General features: G+C 46.9%; 17 protein-coding genes and 1 tRNA gene. 16 read left to right on the top strand and 2 right to left on the bottom strand.

All coding sequences use genetic code 11. The features are described from left to right. Nucleotides 1-8 precede the first annotated feature (8 nt). From NFR55_RS05865 to NFR55_RS05890, 6 genes are all read left to right on the top strand, one after another. Nucleotides 9-1,919 (top strand): Mbov_0396 family ICE element transmembrane protein, encoded by a 1,911-nt coding sequence (locus tag NFR55_RS05865; protein ID WP_251547233.1) that lies wholly within the window; start codon nt 9-11, stop codon nt 1,917-1,919. A 2-nt stretch (nt 1,920-1,921) separates the two neighbouring features. Then, nucleotides 1,922-2,728, top strand: a complete 807-nt coding sequence (locus NFR55_RS05870) for a helix-turn-helix domain-containing protein (protein ID WP_275556913.1) — start codon at nt 1,922-1,924, stop codon at nt 2,726-2,728. Between the two features lie 308 nt (nt 2,729-3,036). Then, nucleotides 3,037-5,760 (top strand): VirB4 family type IV secretion system protein, encoded by a 2,724-nt coding sequence (locus tag NFR55_RS05875; protein ID WP_251547237.1) that lies wholly within the window; start codon nt 3,037-3,039, stop codon nt 5,758-5,760. A gap of 219 nt (nt 5,761-5,979) precedes the next feature. Then, nucleotides 5,980-6,870 (top strand): site-specific integrase, encoded by an 891-nt coding sequence (locus NFR55_RS05880; RefSeq protein WP_251547239.1) that lies wholly within the window; start codon nt 5,980-5,982, stop codon nt 6,868-6,870. A 355-nt stretch (nt 6,871-7,225) separates the two neighbouring features. Further along, nucleotides 7,226-7,780: an alpha-L-arabinofuranosidase C-terminal domain-containing protein gene (locus NFR55_RS05885; protein ID WP_251547241.1), complete on the top strand. Its 555-nt coding sequence runs from the start codon at nt 7,226-7,228 to the stop codon at nt 7,778-7,780. Nucleotides 7,781-7,811: 31 nt separating this feature from the next. After that, complete coding sequence (locus tag NFR55_RS05890; RefSeq protein ID WP_251547242.1) at nt 7,812-8,714, top strand: 3'-5' exonuclease; 903 nt, start codon at nt 7,812-7,814, stop codon at nt 8,712-8,714. Here NFR55_RS05890 and NFR55_RS05895 read toward each other — a convergent pair. Continuing rightward, complete coding sequence (locus tag NFR55_RS05895) at nt 8,701-9,150, bottom strand: C-GCAxxG-C-C family protein (RefSeq protein ID WP_251547243.1); 450 nt, start codon at nt 9,148-9,150, stop codon at nt 8,701-8,703. The genes NFR55_RS05890 and NFR55_RS05895 overlap by 14 nt on opposite strands. Before the next feature lie 174 nt (nt 9,151-9,324). Between NFR55_RS05895 and NFR55_RS05900 the strand changes: the two genes are divergently transcribed. The 5 genes from NFR55_RS05900 (at nt 9,325) to NFR55_RS05920 (ending at nt 14,341) form a co-directional block, all read left to right on the top strand. After that, nucleotides 9,325-9,912 carry a hypothetical protein gene (locus NFR55_RS05900; protein WP_251547244.1) on the top strand — a complete coding sequence of 196 codons (588 nt, stop codon included), beginning with the start codon at nt 9,325-9,327 and terminating at the stop codon, nt 9,910-9,912. Between the two features lie 80 nt (nt 9,913-9,992). Further along, complete coding sequence (dnaN, locus tag NFR55_RS05905) at nt 9,993-11,099, top strand: DNA polymerase III subunit beta (RefSeq protein WP_251547245.1); 1,107 nt, start codon at nt 9,993-9,995, stop codon at nt 11,097-11,099. Between the two features lie 104 nt (nt 11,100-11,203). Beyond that, nucleotides 11,204-11,279: transfer RNA gene (locus NFR55_RS05910), tRNA-Thr, on the top strand. Nucleotides 11,280-11,733: 454 nt separating this feature from the next. Continuing rightward, on the top strand, nt 11,734-12,624 hold the full coding sequence (locus tag NFR55_RS05915; RefSeq protein WP_251547246.1) for a Fic family protein: 891 nt from the start codon (nt 11,734-11,736) through the stop codon (nt 12,622-12,624). A 523-nt stretch (nt 12,625-13,147) separates the two neighbouring features. Then, nucleotides 13,148-14,341 carry an ATP-binding protein gene (locus NFR55_RS05920; RefSeq protein WP_251547247.1) on the top strand — a complete coding sequence of 398 codons (1,194 nt, stop codon included), beginning with the start codon at nt 13,148-13,150 and terminating at the stop codon, nt 14,339-14,341. 48 nt (nt 14,342-14,389) lie between these two features. Here the strand turns inward: NFR55_RS05920 and NFR55_RS05925 are convergent, their stop codons facing one another. After that, nucleotides 14,390-14,983 carry a recombinase family protein gene (locus tag NFR55_RS05925; RefSeq protein ID WP_251547249.1) on the bottom strand — a complete coding sequence of 198 codons (594 nt, stop codon included), beginning with the start codon at nt 14,981-14,983 and terminating at the stop codon, nt 14,390-14,392. Nucleotides 14,984-15,357: 374 nt separating this feature from the next. Between NFR55_RS05925 and NFR55_RS05930 the strand changes: the two genes are divergently transcribed. From NFR55_RS05930 to NFR55_RS05950, 5 genes are all read left to right on the top strand, one after another. Then, on the top strand, nt 15,358-17,010 hold the full coding sequence (locus NFR55_RS05930) for an Ig-like domain-containing protein (RefSeq protein ID WP_251547251.1): 1,653 nt from the start codon (nt 15,358-15,360) through the stop codon (nt 17,008-17,010). 108 nt (nt 17,011-17,118) lie between these two features. Continuing rightward, nucleotides 17,119-19,572 carry an alpha-amylase family glycosyl hydrolase gene (locus NFR55_RS05935; RefSeq protein WP_251547254.1) on the top strand — a complete coding sequence of 818 codons (2,454 nt, stop codon included), beginning with the start codon at nt 17,119-17,121 and terminating at the stop codon, nt 19,570-19,572. Nucleotides 19,573-19,587: 15 nt separating this feature from the next. Then, nucleotides 19,588-20,487 (top strand): hypothetical protein, encoded by a 900-nt coding sequence (locus NFR55_RS05940; protein WP_251547256.1) that lies wholly within the window; start codon nt 19,588-19,590, stop codon nt 20,485-20,487. Nucleotides 20,488-20,493: 6 nt separating this feature from the next. After that, entirely contained in the window at nt 20,494-21,291 is a 798-nt protein-coding gene (locus NFR55_RS05945; RefSeq protein ID WP_251547258.1) for a LacI family DNA-binding transcriptional regulator, read from the top strand. Between the two features lie 61 nt (nt 21,292-21,352). Continuing rightward, complete coding sequence (locus NFR55_RS05950; protein ID WP_251547260.1) at nt 21,353-22,603, top strand: extracellular solute-binding protein; 1,251 nt, start codon at nt 21,353-21,355, stop codon at nt 22,601-22,603. Nucleotides 22,604-22,605 lie beyond the last annotated feature (2 nt).

The following is a 22,605-nucleotide window of genomic DNA, read 5'->3' on the forward strand; positions in this document are numbered from 1 at the left end:
GTAAAATTATGCTTATTTGGCTGAAAGAAATTTTAATGCAAGGGCTTATTTGGCTACTCGGTTTTATAGACAGCATTTTTGTCGTATTCCGAAGTGTAGCGGGACTCGACAGCGTAACTACCGAAAACGGCGAGCAGACTTTAAGCTCGTACTTTCTGAACCTTAACGGGGTGCAGTGGGCGTTTTGGGTAATTTTCATTGCGTCAATCGGTATTTGCGCCGTTTGTACCGTTGTTGCCGTTGTAAAGAACGCTATAAATGCGCGCAGCGGAGAAACCAAAAGTCACGTGCGCACGCTCGGACAGTCAATGAGTACGTTGTTGGTATCGCTGTTTATGGCAATGTTGCTGATTGTCGGCGTAGCTTGTGCCGACGGTTTGCTTAGTGCGATAGACAAAGGTATAAATCACGGAGAGCAAACGTTTATGTCGCATGAGATAATAAATATCTCCGTAGGCGACGGCTTTTTGTATGACGTAAACGACGTTCAAGGACTTAACGAGCGAGATGAAGATGGAAATTACACATTTGTTTCGTATTTATACCGTTTTGAGGTTGAAGACCCTACAAGCGGACAGCTTCTGCCGAAGCGGTATGACGACGGCACCGGACGTATAATTTTTCTTGATGACAAAGGAAATAGATTGCGTCCCGAAGATACATATACGGAAATTGAAGATGAGAACGGCAATAAGACGTGGAAAATTACCGAAAAGAATTTGGAAAAGCTGACGCCTTTACGAACATACAACGGTTGGCGTCCTAAAGATATTTTCGGTGCGATGAACGGAGATACCGACGGTGACGTTTACTATTCAAAAAACGATTTGCGGGACAATTTTTGGGACGAAGACGTAGAGCATATTTTGGGTGATGACAAGTGGATGGTAGTTCCGTTACCTTACGGTTGGAAAAACGACGGACTTGTAGACCCGGAGGCTTTTAACTTTTTGGTTGCATATATTTGCGCCGTCGTTCTGATGATAGCACTCATCAGCGCGACGTTCGGACTCGTAAAGCGGCTTTTCGATATTGTGCTACTGTTTATCGCACTGCCGGGTATTGCCGCAACTATACCGCTTGACGACGGAGCCAAGTTTAAGCTATGGCGTGAAACCGTAATTAGCAAGGTGTTTCTCGCGTTCGGCACGGTCTTAGCTGTAAACGTATTCACTATCGTAGCGCCGAGTTTGTGGGGAGTTTCTCTCGGAACGAGCGAGAACAGCTTTGCAAATTCGATTTTGCGACTCGTTCTGATATGCGGCGGCGCACTCACTATAAGCGGCGGGCAGTTGCTATTTGCCCGATTGCTCGGTACGAGCGCAGAGGAGAGCCGCGAAATGGCGCAGAGCGCACGTACGCTTATGGGCGGAGCTATGACGGCATGGGGCGGAGCCAAGGCAGCGGGACGTCTTGCTTTCGGATACCGTAATGCAAACGGGCAACGAATGGGCGGATTGCTCAAGGGCAGTGCAAACGCGCTCGGCGCCTTAGGTGGCGGAACGGTAAATGCGGCAGGTTCAATTATTGGCGGACAAGCGTATCGAAGTAGCCGTTTTGCAAGCGGAGTTGCTGCAACTCAACGCGCTCTCAAAGGTTTTGGAAGTAGTGCGGGGTGGATAGGTAAAGACCACGTGACGGGAGAAAATACTCTCGGCGGCTCAATCGGCTCCGGCATGGGTAAATTCGGCAATAAGTTGTCGGGCAGTATCGGCGCACAAAAAACAGGTTTAGACAAAGGGCTTTTGGGCGGAGTTCATAAGCTCGGGCAATCCGTAAGGAGCAAAGCAAGCATGGAATACGGTACGCAATTAGATAAAGAGAACCATGCGAAACAACGCGCGGGCGACATTGCCGCCGCTTTCGGCGTAAGCCCATATGCCGTTAAGCACGTTAAAAATAAAAAGAGCAAGGAGTAAACATGTACGATACCGCTAATTTTTTCGCTATCTTACCCGCAGCGGTCAGATACAATGCAAAGCTCACACCGCGAGCCGTGTTGCTTTATGCAGCATTGACGTCGCTTGCCCAATCGGACGGCGAGGCTTATGCGTCGAATGATTATTTAATGCGTGTACTCGATATTTCGGAGCGCACTGTCGTTCGATTGCTGCGCGAGCTTGAGGCGGAGAAATTTATATCCATACGTTATGAATACGTAGGGAGTACGCGTGAGATTGCGCGGCGACTTATACGAATAAGTCCGCTTGCGCCGTTACTCGACTTACATAAAACGCAAGCTCTCTATGCCGTAATACCGTCTCATATTTTGTGCAATACGACGTTATCGGTTCAAGCCAAAATTCTATATGCGGAAATATCCGCGGCGACGCCGACGGACGGTTTCTGTTCGCAATCGGCGGCGTTTTTTGCAGAACTGCTCAATGCGTCGGAACCTACCGTGCGACGTTGGATAAAAGAACTGCAAGACGCGGACGCTGTGCGCGTCGAAATGGAGTATAGGGGAGATACCCGAGAAATACGCCGCAGACGGATTTATTTGACGGCGGCTGCCGAAATCGCCGAGAAACGGGCAGAAATGTGCCGCAACGACTCGGAGCCGAGTTGTTCGGACAGTCCTTTGATTTTCCATGACGAGGCGGAGAGCGCCGATTGCGGGCGAAATCGAGGTGTGCTCATTTTTGACACCACCTCTGATGAGCCGCAAAAAATCGTCGGAAAACGTTGGGAAAATTGTCGAAAACCGCTTGAGCGGCTGCGACTATAATTTTTTTACCTACGTATGCTCATTTTTGTCACCACGTATGCTCATTTTTGTCACCCATATATAAAATAAATTATATAACGAGGGAATAACACAAAAAGGGAGTATGTATACAAATACTAAACTTGTAACGTGTCGATAGAAACAAGTGTGCGCGTTCCACGTTCTTCCTTGTGTTCTTAATACGGCGTAGCCGTAAAAAACCGAGCTGTAGTTGCTCTTAAGCTGTACATATCGGCGGCGCGCGCGGCTGTTTACCCCCCCCACACTTTTTTGTGTTCTTAAAATTCGTTCAAAAGGAAATTTCGATTATGCGTTTAATACCCAAAAAGTCTAAGATGAACTCGACGATATGGAAGACGTTTACGTTGCTCGATTTCATTCTCATGTTCTTGTTACTCGTGCTTGCGTTGGTGCTCGCCATGTCGAACATACCCGGTAAGTGGTATATCTTGCTTTGTTACGTTCCGGTGTGCGCCTTGTTGTTTGTTCCCGACGGCGACGGTGGGAGAGCTTACTCCGAACTCGGGCATATCGTCAAGTACATATTTTCCCGTAAATACTTCCATGACGGCGCGCGTTCGGCGTCAAAGAACATTTCGGCGCTTTTGCCGGAGTTTACAATCCGTGAGGACGGCTTGCTTGATTACGGCGAGTATGTCGGCGGCGTTCTCGAGGTTGACAGTATCGAGTTCGCTCTCAAATCGGAGTGGCAGCAAAACGAGGCAATAACCGCGTTCTCGGCGGTGTTCAATTCCTTATCGCTCGGTGAGAGCGCTCAAATCGTCAAGGTTGACCGTCCAATAAACTTTGACGATATTTCGGCTTTGACGTTCGCCAAGCTCCGCGTTGCCGAGAAGACTTCCGAGGACAAGGCAAAGCGCCTCGTGCTGCGCTCTCGGCTTAAGCAGCTTGATGAGATAAATAACGTGCAAAAGCAATATCGCCCGTATTATTATCTTGTGTTTTTCTCTGCCAACGTTCAGACGCTCGGCGCTTTGCTCGATACTGCGCAGCATGCGCTCGGCACTTGCGGGTTGAAGACGTCGCAGCTCGACGGCAAGCAAGCCGCAGTATTTTTCAAGTATTGCTATACGAGAGATTTTGACGAGCGCGACATTGACACGGTACCACCCGAGAAATATCTTGAGTACATTCGTCCGCACGATATTCGTTTCCGTTTGGCAGACTACACGACCGACGGAAAGTATGCGTTTACCTACGCGATTTCGGATTATCCGTTGTCTGTCGGTAACGCATGGGGTGCAGATATTTTCAATATCGACAACACGCGAGTTGTGATGAACATACGCCCGGTTGACCGTGAGAAAGCAGTCAAGCGCATTGACCGCACCATTGTTGAGATAGGCACGAGAGCAAGCGGCAACAAGGCGTCGGAGATGATAGCTCAAGACACTCACCTTTCGACAATGGGCGCTTTGCTGCAGAGTCTGCAGAACGAGAACGAGGGGCTATTTGATTGCACGTTGACGATTACCGGTTACAACAATACCGGGGAGAGCAATGCTGCGTTTAGAAAGCGTGTTCGACAGCGCATAATCACGTCAGGCTTTAAGGTGTCCATGCTCCGCGCGCGGCAGCTTGACGGATTTATTTCGGGGAGTATTACCGCGCGCGAGTCGCTCAAGAACTTTATGCGCGGCATAAACAGCGAAAGCCTTGCTGCAGTCTTTCCGTTCGTGTTCACTTCGATAATCGAGCCGCAAGGTATGACGCTTGGGGAAAGTAACGGCTATCCGTTCATTTTCGACCCGTTCAAGTGGGAGTACAGCGGCGGCGAGTTCGTAAACGCGAATATGTTTATTGCCGGCACGAGTGGCAGCGGCAAAAGTTATTTTGCAAAGAGCTTATTGTCGCAGCTCTACTCGGAGAATGCCGTTATTTATGTACTCGACCCCGAAAACGAGTACAAGCATTTGTGCCGTAACGTAGGCGGCACGTTCATAGACGTCGGCTCGGCTACGACCGGAAGAATAAATCCGTTCCACATTTACCAAACGCTTACCGATGACGGAGAGCCGGCACCGCCGCAAGCAACGTTTTCGGCGCACTTGCAGTATCTTGAAAACTTTTTTGCGGTGACGTTGCCCGGCATAAATCCGGATACGCTCGAAGAAATCAACAATCTGATAGTCAAGTGCTATAAGCAAAAGGGCATAACTCAAGACACCGATTGTTTATATTTCAAGCCCGAGCAGTATCCGATATTTGATGACCTCTACGAGCTTGTTAAGAGTGAACTCACAAAAGAAAAATCCGGAGTTCGGTTCGGCAATTTGCAGCGCGCCGAAGTCTATCTCGCTAAGTTCGCGTCGGGTGGACGTTTCGCCAATCTTTGGAACGGGGCGAGTACGCTTGACGCTGCCGACAAGTTTACGGTGTTCAATTTTCAGTCATTATTTGAGGCGAAAAATAAGGTTACGAGCAACGGTCAAATGCTTACCGTGTTGCGCTTTTTGGAGCAGCAAATCATAAATTTGCGCGAGAAAAATGCGACGCTCGACCGCTCCGAACGGTTGCGCCCCATAGTCGTTATCGATGAGGGATACATGTATATCGACGCAAATAATCCGTGCGCGCTTGACTTCATTTATCAATGGTACAAGCGTATTCGTAAGTACAGCGGCAGCATGATTTTCCTTACTCAAAATCTTGCCGACATAGTGGGGAACATGGAAATCATACAAAAAACCTCGGCGATAATCAACAACACGCAGTACAGTTTTATCATGACTTTGCAAGGTAAAGACATCGAAGTTTTGCAAGATATTTTCGCGTCGCGCAATTTAACCGTAGCTGAAATCGAGGAAATCCAACGCACAAATAAGCCCAAGGGGACAGCGTTTTTTATGGGCAGTTCGGCGCAGCGAGCTATGCTGCACGTAGTCACTGCGGACGAGGTAGAGAGCATGTTTTCGGGACAAATTGACCTTGATACCGTATTTCCGGATACGGTACCGAACGAGGACGTTCCCGCCGTTGATGAGGCGGAAAGCGGCTCCGATAACCCGTAAAAATATGCTCATAAAGCAAGGGTAAATGCCATTGAGTAAGTAGTCGTTGGTGCCGATAAGCTCGCGTAGGCGCGATTTTACGACGAAATAAGAGCATTTTCAGAGAGGGTACACCACATGTGTACTCTCTTTTCATTGCAAATCTTGAAATTTTTTTGACTTTTTGTTATAATGAAAGTTCTCTTTTTTAAGGGGCAACAGCACAAAGGAGATTGCATTATGACGATAATGGAAATGCTCAAAAACATTTCGGACAAGTTGGATTTGGTTGTTGGTATTTTAAGCAATTTGCAGCCACAATCGCAAGATAGCGAGCGGACAATTTTTGAGGATTTTGCTCGATACTACTTTGATAAATTTCGTTGGCGCAAAGTTTCGCCGGAAACAAAGGTCAGAGATTTGCGCCGCTACAATAGACATATTGCGCCGGCATTCGGAACGCTGCAGATTGATAGAATAACGCCGCAACATTGTCAACGGCTGATAGATAATTTGTCGGAAAAACCGAAGACAGCACATGAGATTTTATCACTGTTGAACGTTATATTTAAGGCGGCGATAAAGCATAAACTTGTCGGTGATAATCCTTGCGATATGATATACATTTCCGAGTATGAACAGCAGCACGGTAGGGCATTGACCAAAGACGAGGAGTGCCGGTTGCTTGCGGCGACAAGTGGCACTCGGTATCAAAAAATGTTTGCGGTTATACTGTACACCGGGTTGAGACCGAACGAATACAAAACGGTAGAGTTTGACGGTGCATTTATAGTTGCCAAGAACAGCAAACAAAAAGACGGAAAAGAACACAAAAAGAAAATTCCTATAACACCTATGCTCGCGCCGTATCTTGCTGATATGAGTAATGATGAGTTGCGCAATTTCAAATTTCATCACGTAAACCGATTGCGTGATAAATTCAAATTGGTTTTGCCGGAGCATAAGTTGTACGATATGCGCACAACATTTTATACCCGCTGTCAAGAATGTGGGGTAAGTGATATTGCGCGAAACCTTTTTGTCGGACACTCTTTGGGCGGGCTTGCCGATACATATAGTGACATTTCAGATGAGTATTTGATTAGCGAGGCGCGAAAGATAGTTTATTAGTTGCTCAAAAATTCCAAAACAAAACTATTGACAATGCGTTTTTTTTGTGTTATTATACTTACGTTATCAATGAGCCTGCATTTATTGAGTAACAAAGTAGATTTATCAATTAGAGATAGTGGGTAAGAGCACCGCGATTGTGCGCGGGTTCAAATCCCGCCTTCTCCGCCAACACCGTAATAACGTCAGTAACGACGGGTGTCAACAAGTTAAATTCCGTGTTGGGTACAAGACGACACGGAATTTTCTTTTTATTAGGGAATATTCAAAGCTCATTGGTAACGACAATTACCAATGGGCTTTTTTCATTTGAGAAAAGCCCCTATGCGAAAATAAACTCATAGGGAGAACAAATATGAACAATAGCAGTAACGTCGTTATCGTAGGCAAGATTACGAAACCGCTTGAGGTAAAAGAGGTTTCTACAGCCAACGGAAACAAGAAAGTCGGCAATATGGCACAGCTCGTAAACGTAATTGCGCCTATTATGACAAACAAAGACGAGGTGTGCAAGCAAACAATATGCTATCCGTACATGGCGGCGATACGTTACGCCAAAGGCAACGCGTTGCGAATTTGCGTGCCCTCCGACAGGGTGGAAACGGAATACGGGGAAACGGGCGAGGTATACGGAGCATGCTGTTTCCACAACGGAACGTACACGCTGTTTTTGCTCAACAAGTCGGAGCGAGCGCAGTCTTACGAAACGGCGTTTTACGGGTCGAGGGTGCGCATGACCGAGCGTTGGGAAATGAGCGGCTACCTTCGCGAGTACAACGATTTTTCTTGTCCGAACGAAGTTGCTTTGCGTCCCTGCGCTACGGAAAATGAAATATCGGGCGCACTGCCCTTAACTCTGCCGCCGCAAAGTTTTACGGTTTTACGCTATTGCGAGCAAGAATATATTTGATTAGCCGAGAGAATTGTGGTATAATCGAGGTATGGAAGAGTATTTGTTCTTCGATATCGAGTGCGCCGACGGGCACAATATGTGCTCTTTCGGTTATGTGATTACCGCCGAAGATTTCGGTATTAAGGAAAAGCGGGATATACTCGTAAATCCCGAGTGCAAATTCAAGTTAAGCCGAGCAAACTCCGTGCCGGATATAAATCTTGCTTATTCCGAAGCGGAGTTTTTCGCCGCGCCGGCGTTCTCGGAGATTTACGGGGAGTTGTCCGGTTTGCTTACCGCGCCCTCGCGGGTGCTTTTGGGGCACAGCGTGGCGGCGGACCTCGGCTACATAGATACGGCGTGCGCCCGATACAACAAAAAGCGGCTCAAATTACAGGCGTTCGATACTCAAAAGATTTACGCCGAATCGGACGAAGAGCACCGCATACGTTCGCTCTCGGGGATTATGGAGGATTTGGGCGTTAACGTGGCGGGGCTTAGCGAGCACAAGAGTTGCGACGACGCCGAGATGACCATGCTCACGGTGAAAGAAATTTGCCGCAAATACGGCGTTACTTTGCCCGAGTTGTTGCAAAACGCGGGCGACTGCGTTGTGAACAGGCGCACCATTGCGGCGGCGCATTTGCGCTCTGTGGTGAACAAGGCGTTGAAAAACCTACGCAAAAAATATCCCGACTCGAGCGGTCGGAAAAAGATTTACATATCCGAAACGGTCAACCCCAAAAACGCCGACGCCCGCGTGGAGCTCGTGAAAGCCGTTTACAGGCGCGGCTGGGGATATACTTTCAACTTGTCGGAATGCGATTGCATTGTGTCCGACGGGCGTTACAGCGCGGCGGAAAAAGAGTTTTTGAAATCTTCGCCGCAGGTGGAAAGGGCGAGCTTTGCCGAGCTCGGCTCAAAGCTCAAAATTTGCGTTAAGAGTTTTTGAGCGCGGCTTCCAAAAATTCGGCGGCGTCGCGCACGCAGTCTACGCACTCGCGAACTACCTTGCCCGTGCCCACTCCTTTGAGCTCTTTGCAAGTTACCGTGCCGTTGCGCTCAATAAACGAATTCATAACCGCTCGCACGTCTTGCACCGTTTTTACGCGGTCTTTGTTAGCCATGCCGAGCACCACGCCCGCGCCTATGAGTGCGCCGCAGGTTGCCTCGAGCGTGCCCATGCCCACGCCGAACGCCTGAGTCATGTTCTTTATCGTTTCTTCGTCGGCGTCTATGCAGTCGGCGAAGGCGCACGCCACTGCTTGAGCGCAATTGTATTTGCCGCTCTTTTTCATTTCCGCGGCTTTGTCCGCTCGGCTTGTTATTATGTTATCTTCGATTACGGTGTTGTCGTTCATGATTATATTATACAACGCTTTTTTCATTCGGTCAAACGGATTTTTAACTATTGACACTGACTGTGCGGTTTGATATAATAGTTAAAAGGCGTCTGCTCGGAGGGCTGAAAATGGCAACAAACGAAGAATTTATAAAATATGAGTGCGAACTCGAGCGGGTTGCTCCGCTTCCCAAAAAACGCGCGGGGACTAAGTTGCGGAATGCTTGATTGGTGGTTTGACGCAGACGGGAAAATATGTTGCGTGCGAATGGACGAGCGGAAAACGGCTTCTTCGGCGACGTTCGACGGCGGAGTGCACGTTAAATTCGAGGGAGTGCGTGTTCTGAAGAGCGGCAAAACCTACGTGTACGCAGTCGCCGACGGTCACAGCGTGAACATAAACGACGTGAAACTGCGCGGAGAAAGATACGTGTCGCTGTATTTCGACGGCAAACTCATAAAGGAATACAACGTGCATGCGGAATACTACAAGCACAAATACGGCTCGTATCCCGAAATATACGACTCGGTGTGCCTGTTTTTCCGCAGAACGGCGTTCGCGTCCGCCGCGCTCGCCGTGTTTGCGGCGTGTTTTTTAGCGGCGGCGCTTACGGCGGCGGGGATAATAAACACGCTTACGGCGGCGGGGATATTTGCGGCGGCTTGCGCGGCTACGGCGTTTGTGCTGTTCGGCGCGTTCGCGGCATTGCGTTATGCGGTTTTGCACGCGCGAATGAAGCGGTATTCCATTATCTCGAGCGTGAAAAAGCACAAAAAGGCGCGTCGCCGAACGGGGCGAAAGCGGTAAACATATCTGCCCAAAACAATTGACGAAAAGGGTGCGTTTGGGCTATAATAGTTAAGAAATACGTTTGCGGAGAAAATAATATGAAGATAATATGTAACGGAGCGGATTTGTCGGATGCTGTGAGCAAGGTTTATAAAGCCGCGTCGGTGCGCACTACCAACGTGATACTCGAGGGTATCAAGCTCAAAGCCGCCGACGGCAGCCTTACTCTTACTGCTACCGACCTCGAGCTTGCCATAGAAAAGTGCATTGTGGCGGACGTTCTCATAGAGGGCGAAACGGTTGTGCCGGGAAGATTTTTCTCCGAGTTCGTGAAAAAACTCACTTTCGACCGCATAGAGCTAAGTCTTGACGAAGCCAACCGCTTGAAAATAAAGTATACCGACAGCGAGGGCATGCTCCAGTGCATGAACCCGCTCGAATATCCGCAGATAAAAGAGCTCGGCGAAGCGCAGTCGTTCTCCGTTACCAAAAAGGATTTTAAGGACCTCGTAAACAAGATTGCGTTCTCTGTAAGCGCGGACGACGCTCGCCCCATGCTCAAAGGCGTTTTGCTCGAGATAGGGGAAGACGCGGTAACGGGCGTTGCGCTCGACGGCTACAGGCTCGCTAAGTGCGTTAAGGCGGTTGAAAAGACCACGGCTATGATGAGCGCGGTTGTGCCCGCCCGTTGCCTTGTGGAAATTTCCAAACTGCTCGAGGACAGCGACGACCTCGTAGAGGTGCGAATTCAGCGCAACTACATGCTCGTAGACCTCGGACACACCCGTATCACCACTCGCTTGTTGGACGGCGACTTTATAAACTACAAGCAGATTATCCCCGGCTCTTTCGAAAGCTCGGTAACCGTGCCCAAAGACCAGTTCGAGTCGGGTCTCGAACGCGCCATACTGCTTGCCCGTTCGGACAAAAACAACCTCGTGCGTTTCGACGTGAAAGACGGCGTGATGCAACTCAGCAGTAACAGCGACATAGGCAACATAACCGAGAAGATACCCGTAAAGCTCAACGGCATGGATATAGCCATTGCGTTCAACGCCCGCTATTTCACCGAACTGCTTCGTTATATAGATTGCGACAACATAGTTATCAAATTTATAAACTCGGTAAGCCCCTGCGTGGTTGTTCCGGCAGGCTCGCTCGAAGAATTTATGTATCTTATCCTGCCCGTTCGCATGCTCAGCTGAATCCTTTTGAAAATTCGTTTGCGAAACAGTGCGAAATCCCTTGCGTTTTTCGCCGGATTATAGTAAAATAAAAAAGCTCGGTTGCGTAACTCGCGCAACCGCATGCCTCTGTGGCTCAGTTGGTAGAGCGACGCATTCGTAATGCGTAGGTCGCCGGTTCAAATCCGGCCGGGGGCTCCAAAGAAAACCACCAAATATGGTGGTTTTTCTTATATTTAACTACTAAATATAGGTATTGTCAAATTTTAAGGAAGTAGTCAAGGTACAACTGCATACGAATTGCAGACTTTTCGGGGTAAAAAATAAGACTGTTTTATAGGTAGGGTTCGTCCTTGTCCATCTACTCTCTAAAACTGCCTAAAACGCTCTAATTCTACCCTAATTGCATACATTTGCAAACAATTGCAAACGTCGAAAAGGTAGGGCATTTCAAGGCTGTTGATACAAGTCTAAAAAATTTACAGACGTTTTTTATTTGCGTTTTTTTGCAAATGTTTGCAATAATACAGGTTTAGAGCGTTTCAGAACGAATTAGAACAACGATTTGCCGCTATCGGCAAAATTGATGAATTTTTTATTTTATTGATTGCTTTTTTGCCGATAATATGATATACTTACAATCGAGGAATAAAAAATGAAATTCTTATCGGTAGCGCAAACAGCGAAAAAATGGAATATGTCCGAACGTAGCGTAAGGAACTATTGCGCTATGGGAAAAGTGGAAGGTGCGTTCTTGACGGGTAAAACATGGAATATTCCTGACGACGCGCAAAAACCGGATAGAGCAAATAAGAAAATAGAATTACCGACTACACTTTTAGAAGTGCTTACTGCGGAAAGACGCGCCAAACTTTCGGGCGGAATTTATCATAAAGTGCAAATCGACTTGACTTATAATTCCAATCATATAGAGGGCAGTCGGCTTACGCACGACCAAACGCGATATATTTTTGAAACGAACACAATCGGAATAGAAGGCGGTGCGGTAAAGGTTGACGACATCGTGGAAACGGCAAATCACTTTAAGTGTATTGATATGATCATCGAGCATGCAAAGAAAACGATAACGGAAGCATTTATAAAAGAACTGCACCGCACATTAAAGAACGGAACTACGGATGCACGGCAGGATTGGTTTGCGGTAGGGAATTATAAAAAGTTGCCGAATACCGTTGGCGATATGTACACGGCACGACCCGAAGAAGTTTCGGAAAAAATGAGAGAGCTGCTGACTGAATACAATGAAAGTAATGAAAAGTCATTTGACGACCTTTTGGACTTTCATTGCAAATTTGAATGTATACACCCTTTTCAAGACGGTAACGGTAGGATCGGCAGACTATTGTTATTTAAGGAATGCTTGAAACACAATATTGTTCCGTTTATTATCGACGAGGAATTAAAAATGTTCTACTACCGCGGATTGAAAGAGTGGAAAGACGAAAGAGGGTATCTACGCGACACCTGCCTAATGGCGCAAGACAAATTCAAAATGTACCTTGATTATTTTAAGGTGCAATATTGAAAATAGAGGTAAACGGTATGATTGATAAAATTGGCAGAAAAGATATAGTCGAAAAAATTAGTTACTTAATAGATATAAAGCCGAGATATAATCTCATCTCTTGCTATTTCTTTTCATAAATTAGATAGGAGAGTGTTTGAAAGTAGGTAATTCCGCAAAATGTATATTTTCGTCATTTTCGTTTATTGATGCAATAATGCCTTTTATTTTGAAATACATAAATTGTTATAAAATGTAATCGTTAGCAGAAAAAGTATTTGCATCTGCAATTAGTTGTTGAATACTTTGAAGAAAAGGAAATTATCAATAGAGAAATCTTAAAAGCACGAAAAAAGTATATTGCATTAGAGTTCAAAAAAGACATTGAAATGCATTAGCACAAAATAAATTGATGGTAGATTAGATGTTATTTTTTTTCGATACGCTTTTGTTATAAAAAGTCAGTTCTTTCTGTTTCCCAAAACTGAAAAAAAGTTGATTTTGGGAAATGAATGTGCTATAATAAATGCGGAGGAAAAATTATATGAAACTGATCGAGCGTACATTATATTTAGACAAAATCAAGAGCGTTATAGGAACGCCGGATATAAAAGTCATTACGGGGGTGCGCCGTAGCGGAAAGTCGAAGCTGTTGGAAGCCTTAAAAGATTATTTAATTGTCGAACGGCACGATTCAAATGTCATTCATATCAATTTTAACTTGACGTCGTTTGAAAATTTGAAAGATTATCATAAATTAAATGAATATATAGAAAACGCTTATCAAAAAGATAAGTGCAATTTTGTATTGATTGACGAGGTGCAATTATGCCCGAAATTCGAACTCACGATAAACAGTTTGCACGCATCGGAAAAGTACGATATTTTTTTGACGGGTTCAAACGCATTCTTATTAAGCTCGGATCTTGCGACGCTGTTTACGGGTAGAACTTTTGAAATCAAAGTATATCCGTTTTCATTTAAGGAGTATCAAGAGTATTTTGGGTATGGCGATATATTTAACGCCTTTGAAAACTATTTGAAAGAGGGGGGAATGTCCGGCTCGTATCTTTATAACGATTTGGAAACTAAATACGATTACATTGCAGACATCTTTAATACGTTGATTGTGCGTGATATTCGCCAAAAATACAAAATCAAAAATCCACAACTTATGGATAGGTTGGTCGATTTTTTAATGGATAATATATCGAACCTGACTTCCGCAAGAAATATTGCGGAAACACTCACTGGCAATAAAGATAAGACGAACCATAAAACGGTCAGTAGCTATATGCAATACTTATGTAACGCATTTGCATTTTACAAAATACGCAGATACGATATACGCGGCAAAAAATACTTGAATACAAACGATAAATTTTATTTAAGCGATCATACTTTCCGTTATGCAAAGCTCGGCACGAAAAATCTTGACTACGGACGGGTGCTTGAAAATATTGTGGCAATCGAATTGTTGCGACGCGGGTATGAAGTGTATGTCGGTGTTTTGTATAAAAAAGAAATTGATTTTGTTGCCATAAAACGAAACGAAAAGATTTATATACAAGTCAGTGACAGTATAAGCGAACAAGCGACGTTTGAGAGAGAATTATCTCCGTTGCTTGCCATAAAGGACGCATACCCTAAAATGATACTGACGAGAACGCGGCATGAGGAGTATTTGCACGAAGGAATCAGAGTAATAGATATTGCCGATTGGCTATTAAAATGTTAGTTGCATTTTCTTACGTTATCTCAAAATGACGAAAATCATAATTAACTGTTAATCATAATAGCCTTTTACATACCGATAAAAAGTAGTGGGGCGGAGGTTGGTAAGGCGTAAGGCTTCGGCGTAAGATATGGTGTGAGAAAGGTAGGCGGCGGCAACTTCCGAAAAGTTGGAAGGGATAGCTACGCGGGGGCGTCCGAAACGAACGCCTTTTTGTTTGGCGATTGCAATGCCTTCGGCTTGGCGGGTGCGGATGTTTTCCCGTTCGTTTTCGGCAACGAAAGAGAGGAGCTGTAACACAATGTCGGCAATCAATCGTCCGATTAGATTTTTATAAGTGCGAGTATCGAGAAGGGGCATGTCGAGTACAAGAATATCCGCGCCGACGTCTTGGGTAATATGCTTCCATTCTATTATAATAGAGTCGTAGTTGCGCCCTAATCTGTCTATGGATTTAATGACGAGCAAATCGCCCGTCTTTATTTTTTTGAGCATTTTTTTGTATTGCTCGCGCTCGAAGTCTTTGCCGCTTTTTTTATCGCAGTAAATTTTGTTGAAGGTGACGCCGCAACGCATAAAAGCGTCGAGTTGGCGTTCTAACTTTTGGTCTTTGGCGGATACGCGCCCGTAGGCATAGTTGCTCATTTTCATTTCTCCTTTCTATATGTGAATTTGAATTTAATTCTATTATAGCGCAGCGGAAAAAGCGAGCAAATAAAAAAAATCACCAAAATCTATACTTTTTGCAAAAAGGGGGTTGACAACCGAATTTTTGTGTGATATAATACAAATATCCTAAAATACTGTTGAAATCGTGTGCTTTCTTGCAAAAAATACTTTCTCCAAATCGTATAATTTTTGGAGATGATGAGAACAACGGTTTGTTTTATATGTTTTAGGTTAAACAGTTAACTAACTGTCTGCGTGCAAGTCGGGCTGAAAATCGGTGTTTGAGAAAGAATTAAAAAACTTAATTTTTTCTTTTAACATAAAAAATTTTTTAAGGAAGGGAAAACAGTATGAAGAAATCAAACCTACTTACGACAGTTGTTCTTGTTGCCGTATTGGCAATGTGCTGCGGTTTGCTCGCGGCTTGCGGCGACGAAAACACGCACACTCACACGTACTCGACCGATTGGTCGAAAGACGCAAGCGGTCACTGGCACGTTGCTACTTGCGACGACCTCAAAGAAGGCGACAAAGACTATAAGAAAGATTTTGCCGCTCACGTTTGGGGCGACGATGACGAATGCGACGTTTGCAAATACGTAAAGGCGGCGGCTACGGAGATTACGCTTAACAAAACCGAGCTTGCGCTTAGTATAGCAAATACCGAGGATACTCTTACGGCTACGTTAAACGGCAGCGGTACAGTTGCTTGGACGTCTTCCGACGATACCGTAGTTCAGGTAGGAGAAGAAACGGGTGCTGTGGAGGCTCTCAAGCCCGGCACGGCAACCGTAACCGCCACGGTTACGGGTACCGAAGTTACGGCAACCTGCCAAGTTACCGTTGCCGACGCGTACTATATAATCGGCGGAATGGATTCGGCTTGGAGTAAGGCGGGAGCTTTCGGCGGAAACTTTGCATATTTCATGCCGACCCAAACGGAAGGCATTTACAAGACCGAAAGTTTTGAATTGCCCAAACTCGGTAATTTCCAGGTTGCGCCCGTAGGCAATATCTGCGTGGACGACAACGACGAAAACGTATGGTGGAAGCATGCGTTCAACGGCGATAACATAAATACGGACGATAAAGTGTTGAGCAATAAAAGCGGCAACATTGCAGTTGAAAAGCACGGAATGTACACGATTACCCTCGACCTGACAGGTGAAAAAGCCGTAGTTTCGGGCGTTTGCGACGAGGAAATCGAAGACCCCGAAACCGAAACAATTTATTATCTGTTCGGCAGTATGAACAGCTGGCAGGTAGCTGACACGGTTGACGCGGCAGGCGAATATGTATTTACAAACAATCCCGACGGAACGATTACGCTGACAGTGGAAATGACAAGATACACCGAATTCAAAGTTTTGGCGGTGGGAATGAAATACAATATCGAGTACGCCGAGTCTGCAGTACCTCGCGATTTGATAGGCAAGAATGGTACCGCTACCGTCGATACTGCATACAAACTCACATGGGTTGACGGGAAGACTAATATCTGCGTAGGTTTATCGGGTAAGTATACTTTCACGCTTGACCCCGACGGCGGCAAAAACAACATTTTAAGCTATACCTTCGAGGCTACCGACAAGACCGAAACGGAGCCCGCAGTTCTCCATTATTTCATTAAGGGCGACGCTTTAACGGTTGAAAACGGTTGGAACGTGGGAACGGCTGAAGCGTATGAGTTAAAAGAAAGTTCCGAGTCTTCCGGCGAGTATACGATTACAATCGAGCTTAAAAACAGCGGCACGTTTATGTTTTGGTCATGCGCCGAAAATGGAGACGGCACTTATACGGACCAGGTAGATTATTATAACAAAGACACTATTACTACGCTTAACGCCGCAAACGATTGCGTTACCGTTAGTAGCAGCAATTATGCTCCCACCGAAGCGGGCTGGTATACTATAACGCTTAATCCCGCCACCAAAACTTTAACCGTAAGCTATTCGGCAACAAATCCCGATGCGGGAGCTGCCACTGACAATCCTACGCTCTGAGCGTAAATCATACTACAAGTTTCCGTACCGAGGACTTCGACTTGTTTCGGAGTCTTCGGCGCGGAATAATTTTGCGGATTAAACGGTTAATCGAATTTGGAGGGAATTATGAGAAAGAGAAACTTGCTTTGCGTTATAGTGGCTGTTGTAATGCTGTTCGGCGGCGTTTTCACCGGATGTACGGTAAACGGCGGCGATAAAAAGCCCGGTACGGGCGACAATTCGGGCGGCAATTATACCGTTACCGAAGAAGCGGCATTGAAATACGAGCAAAATCTTACTTGGGGTGAAGAGAACCACCTATACATTCACTATTTGAGAGGGGCTCACTCCGAGAAGGAACACGGCAAAACCAACAGTGCGGCGGCACCCGATTATTCCGCCCCGATATCTTCCGACGTTTACGGCGATTGGGGGCTTTGGGTGTGGGAATACGTGCCTACCAACAGCGAGGGCAGGGCGTTTTATCCGATGAAGATAGACGAGTCGGGCGCGGTTTACGATATCGACCTTACGGCAACGTATAACGACGGCGGCTGGGACAGCGTATCTTGCGAAAACAAGGGGCTTGAAATAGGATACGGCGAAGCGACTTGGCTGGGTATTCAGATATTCTCGCAAGACAGCCGCATTAACGGCGCGGGCTTTTGGGTAAACGACGGCGGCGACGTGTATCTGGAATTGACGGCGGCAAAACGCGACAAGGGAGATTATCATTGGTTCGTTCGTCAGAGCGAAGTGCAAGACGGCAACGACCGCTTTTCGGACGCGGACGTAAATGACCCTTACGCGGGAATTCCCGCGGGTTCGGCAATCACCAAGTACGACGTGATATCCGATAAGGGAAACAACAACGTATACGCGCAACAAGCCGTAGCGGAAGGTTGGGAAGAAAACAGCGTAGGCTATCAAATATTCATTGCCTCGTTTGCGGATAGCAACGGCGACGGAATGGGCGATTTGAGAGGCATTATAAACAAGCTCGATTATCTTTCCGCCCTCGGCGTGGATACGCTTTGGCTTACTCCTTTTCAGCACTCCAATTCCTATCACGGCTACGATATCATGGATTACTTTACGGTAGACCCGCGCTTCGGCACGCTCGACGATTACAGGGAGTTGCTTTACAAGGCGCACCGAAAGGGCATGAAAGTTGTGATGGATTTCGTTTTGAACCATACCTCGCTTTCAAACCCTTGGTTTACGAAATCGCAGAACCTCGTAAAAGAAACGGTAACGCTACCAAACGGCAGCAAGAAAGAAATCGATTACCGCAATTTCTACACTTGGCAGAACGAAGAATATATAAAGAGCATAGACGAGAGCACTCAAGAGGGGCGCAGAGCAAAGAAGCAGTGGTTTAAGGACGCCAACGGATATTATTTCTTTTCCAGTTTCGGCTCTTCCATGCCCGAATTGAATTTCGACAATCAGGCTACGCGCGACGCGATACTCGAGGTTGCTTTGTATTGGATGAGTTTCGGGCTTGACGGTTTTCGTCTTGACGCTGTAAAGCACATCTATATGGCGAACGAAAATCCCAACCATTCCGATTGGATAGTAAAAGACAGCGACGAAGAAAACGACGCCGATTATTCGTTCGATATGAATAAAAACGCGCATTTCTTCATGGAGTTCAACGCAAAGCTCAAAGCGACCTATCCCAACGCGATTTTGATAGGCGAAAATTTCAACGGCGACCCCGCTTATCTTGCGGGACTTTACGGCGGCTTGGATTCGCAGTTTAATTTCAACTGGTATTACGATACGACGTCGGCTTTGAATAAAATCGCGAGCGGCGAACAGGATTACGCGGCGAAAATTTTGAACCAGTACGACGCCGCACAGTTCAATTTCTCGCAGTACCGCAAAGATTATATCGACGGCGTGTTTACCTCTAACCACGATATTCAGCGCGCCCGCGACAGATTGAACGCAACGGATACGGGCGAGGGAGTTCCTCTTTCCTCCGTGCGCGGCGACGAGGCTTGGAATTCGTCCGAAGGACTCGCAAAACTTTGGGCGGGACTGTCTTTGACCGTTCCCGGCATAACGTGGATTTACAACGGCGACGAGCTCGGGATGTTCGGCTCGAAAACGCCTAATCCCGCAGGCGACAGCGCGGGGCATGAGGATAGGTGGTATCGTCAGCCCATGAAATGGTCGAAGGAGTTTGACGAAAGCGGCGACAACTGCAAATATCTTATCGGCTTTAACGACTACACGATGACGTGGGACGCTCTAAACGCTCAGCTCGACGGAGTGAAAGAGCAGACCGCAGACCAAAATTCGATATACTCCGTTTACAAGGAACTCATAAAAATTCGCAAAGAAAATCCCGCTCTTGCAAGAGGCAAAGTGGTTTCGCACACCGCAAAAGGCAATGTGGTTTGCTATTCGGTAAAGGACGCCACAAGCGAAATTCTCGTGTATGTGAACGCTTGCGCCACGCCGCAAGCCGCAAACTACTCGCTTCCGAGCGGTGCGGAGCTTCTTTACGGAAGCGGCTTAGCGGACTCTAAAGTGCCGTCTATGTCTATACAAATTTACAATGTTAAATAAGGGGGGCGAACCGAAATGAAAAAGATACTGACTTTGGTTCTCGCAAGCATACTTTTAACGGGCGGCTCTGCCGCGGCGGTTGCGCTGAAAGCAAAAGCCGAAGCGTTGCCCGAGGCGCAGTCGGCAACGGTTGCAACGGAACAAAGCAAATTGTACTTGGTTCCCGGCACATATATGCTTGACGGCGTGAAAGCAGAAAACTCCGTTAGCGCCGGAGCTACCAAACTTACGGCGGAAGAATGCGCCGAAATCTTGACGGATAACGCGTATTTGTGCACTCTTTCGGCGGGCGAGGCTCTTCCCGTGCCCGCGAGCGACAGGGTGGATAAAAACGGCGAGCCGTATACGTTTAACGGTTGGTGGTCGATTGTGAACGCAACCGTTACGTATTTCGACAAAATGCCCGAACTTTCCGAAACGCTCTATCTTTACGCCGATTGGCGTGCGGAGCTGTCGCAACGCAAAGACCCCGTAATTCCCGACGAGAGCACGGTTGCCGTTCCCTCCAACTACATGTCCATAAAACGCGCGGCGACGGGCAAAGAGGAAATCGTAACATTGCGAATAAGCGGCACCGACGACGTAAACGCCGATACGCTCGGATATTACAAACCCGTTCAACTTTATAACGATTGGTTCGAACTTAACCCCGGCGACGTTATCACCGTTTATGCGGCTGGATTGGGCGGAGAAGAACAAACGCAAGCCGCTCCGCTCGACGTTGCGGGAAATCGCATCACGTTTGAAAACAGTACCGAAAATGCCAACAATACGGGAACGTATTTGAAATTGGACGCAAACGACTCTCGGGCTCTCGTTTACAGGGCAACGCAGAAAACTCGCGCATTCAGAATATACGTGAAGTTCAAGTCGAAGGGCGCGGAAATGTTGGTGTATATGGAGCCGAAAAACTAACCGCGCATGGAAAAACTTACGATTAAAGATATTGCGCGGCTTGCGGGAGTGTCGGTTGCAACCGTTTCTTACATAATAAACGGTAAAAACGCGGAAAGGTACACTGCGGACACTAAGCAAAAGGTTTTGCAAATCGTAAACTTATATAATTTTCAGCCTTCTCGAATAGCGCAGTCTTTCGCATTGAGCAAAAGCAACAACGTAATCATTCTATCCGAAAAATACGAATCCGTTTTGCAAAAAGCCGAAAGTTACGATTTTTTGAGATTGTTCGGAAACGCGTTCGAAAGACTGGGCTACAACCTCATTATACGCACTTATTTGGAGAATACCAAAATCGACACGGCGGACGCCATAATTTGCATGGGCGTGGAAGAGGACAGGTTTCTCAAGCTCGCGCGTGAAAACTTTGTTCCGCTTTTATCCGTAGACGGAATAATACACGACGAGTTGTTCTTTCAAATCGTTCAGGATTTCGGCTATGTGGTAGAGTGCGCCGAGAAAAAGTTCGGCAAGAATAATTTCGCGTTGGTGCTCGTGGATATGTACAATCAAGCCGTGAAGGACGAGTTGAGCAAACTGCCGTGCGAAGTGATTTTTATCGGCGACGACCAAGTTCGCGGCTTGACGGGGTGCAACATAGTTACGGTAAACGCATCACTTTACAAGTTGTGCGGCGAGTATAACGAAAATATTCTCTTGATACCCGCCAACACGGAAAGAAAGGTTAACGCGCTTGTGGACTGTTTTTACAAGGCTACCGAGAGAGTGCAGGGCGTTTGTCATACCGTAAGGGTAAGGTAATCCGTAGTAATAACAGATTGAGCGGTGAAAAAAATCAATTGACTTTTTATGGAGGTATATTATGAAAAAGTTTGCTTCTTTTATTGTTTGCCTTATACTCGCAATGAGTGCCGTGCTCGGCTTAACGGCGTGCGGAGTGAGTAAAGATGCCGTAGTGATATGGGCGGCGGAGGAAGAAAAAGCTCTTATGGAAACGCTCGTGAGCGAGTTCAAAGCGGCGAACCCCGACGTGGAAGAGGATATCAAAGTGGTGGTGCAAAGCGTGTGGAACGCGCAAAGCGTTGTGGCGAAAGACCCCGAAGCGGCGGCGGACGTTATCATGATACCGCACGACCAAGTGGGCATAATGGCAAAGCAGGGCTTGCTCGCCGAAATTCGCGACGGCACTTCCGCCACGTTTGCGACGGACATCAAAACTCTGAACGCGCCCGCCACGGTGCAACAGGCTACGTACGACGGAAAAGTGTACGGTTTTCCGCTCACAATGGACACCTACATACTTTATTACGACAATACGATTTTTACCGATGCCGATACCGTAAAGAGCGTTGACTCCATGCTTGCGTTCGATATGCCGAATATTCCCGACAGGGACGAAAAAGCGGCGGCGTTCGGGTTCCGTATCGAGGACGGATTTTATTTGAATATGGGATTTTTCGCCATGGGGTGCACGCTTTACGGCGAAAACGGCGACGACGTAACGGCTTGCGACTGGAACAACGCCGACGGCTTGAAATTTATGAAATACGCGGCGGAGAACTTCCGCATGAGCGGAAAGAAATTCAAATCGGGCGACGTGAGCAATCTTGCGAGCGCAGTGCTCAATCATCGCCAAGGCGCATGTATTTCGGGCGGCTGGGAAATGCAGGATACTTTCAAAAACGCCGCGCACATAAGTTACACGACTCTCCCGAGCATTACGGTAGACGGCGACGAAAAACAGCTCGTATCTTTTTCAAACAGCAAATTGTACGCGGTGAACAACCGTTCTAAGTATAAGGGAACGGCTTCGCGCCTTGCGGCGTTCGTCACGAGCGAAGAATGTCAACTCCGTTTTGCGAGCGACAGGGGATACTATCCCACAAACTTGAATGCGCAGAGTAGCGAGAGCGTGACGGGAAACGCGTTCTTTCAAGTAATACGCGCGCAACTCGATAATTCGGTACCCGTTCCCGTTATTCCCGAAATCTCGCGCTACTGGGAGCCTGCCAAAACGCTCGGAACCTCGTTATACAACGGCTCTCTCAAAGGCGACGACGCGAGCTTGCAAGCTGCGCTCGACAAGTTTGTTGCGAGTTTGCGGCAAGATTAGTT

The organism is Pumilibacter intestinalis (genome assembly GCF_943193005.1).
In the GTDB taxonomy this organism is placed as follows: Bacteria; Bacillota; Clostridia; order Christensenellales; family Pumilibacteraceae; genus Pumilibacter; species Pumilibacter intestinalis.

Coding starts and splice junctions, on each gene's coding strand:
- NFR55_RS05865 (WP_251547233.1), top strand. CDS start 9: ATGCTTATTTGGCTGAAAGAAATTTTAATGCAAGGGCTTATTTGGCTA.
- NFR55_RS05870 (WP_275556913.1), top strand. CDS start 1,922: ATGTACGATACCGCTAATTTTTTCGCTATCTTACCCGCAGCGGTCAGA.
- NFR55_RS05875 (WP_251547237.1), top strand. CDS start 3,037: ATGCGTTTAATACCCAAAAAGTCTAAGATGAACTCGACGATATGGAAG.
- NFR55_RS05880 (WP_251547239.1), top strand. CDS start 5,980: ATGACGATAATGGAAATGCTCAAAAACATTTCGGACAAGTTGGATTTG.
- NFR55_RS05885 (WP_251547241.1), top strand. CDS start 7,226: ATGAACAATAGCAGTAACGTCGTTATCGTAGGCAAGATTACGAAACCG.
- NFR55_RS05890 (WP_251547242.1), top strand. CDS start 7,812: ATGGAAGAGTATTTGTTCTTCGATATCGAGTGCGCCGACGGGCACAAT.
- NFR55_RS05895 (WP_251547243.1), bottom strand. CDS start 9,150: ATGAAAAAAGCGTTGTATAATATAATCATGAACGACAACACCGTAATC.
- NFR55_RS05900 (WP_251547244.1), top strand. CDS start 9,325: ATGCTTGATTGGTGGTTTGACGCAGACGGGAAAATATGTTGCGTGCGA.
- dnaN (WP_251547245.1), top strand. CDS start 9,993: ATGAAGATAATATGTAACGGAGCGGATTTGTCGGATGCTGTGAGCAAG.
- NFR55_RS05915 (WP_251547246.1), top strand. CDS start 11,734: ATGAAATTCTTATCGGTAGCGCAAACAGCGAAAAAATGGAATATGTCC.
- NFR55_RS05920 (WP_251547247.1), top strand. CDS start 13,148: ATGAAACTGATCGAGCGTACATTATATTTAGACAAAATCAAGAGCGTT.
- NFR55_RS05925 (WP_251547249.1), bottom strand. CDS start 14,983: ATGAGCAACTATGCCTACGGGCGCGTATCCGCCAAAGACCAAAAGTTA.
- NFR55_RS05930 (WP_251547251.1), top strand. CDS start 15,358: ATGAAGAAATCAAACCTACTTACGACAGTTGTTCTTGTTGCCGTATTG.
- NFR55_RS05935 (WP_251547254.1), top strand. CDS start 17,119: ATGAGAAAGAGAAACTTGCTTTGCGTTATAGTGGCTGTTGTAATGCTG.
- NFR55_RS05940 (WP_251547256.1), top strand. CDS start 19,588: ATGAAAAAGATACTGACTTTGGTTCTCGCAAGCATACTTTTAACGGGC.
- NFR55_RS05945 (WP_251547258.1), top strand. CDS start 20,494: ATGGAAAAACTTACGATTAAAGATATTGCGCGGCTTGCGGGAGTGTCG.
- NFR55_RS05950 (WP_251547260.1), top strand. CDS start 21,353: ATGAAAAAGTTTGCTTCTTTTATTGTTTGCCTTATACTCGCAATGAGT.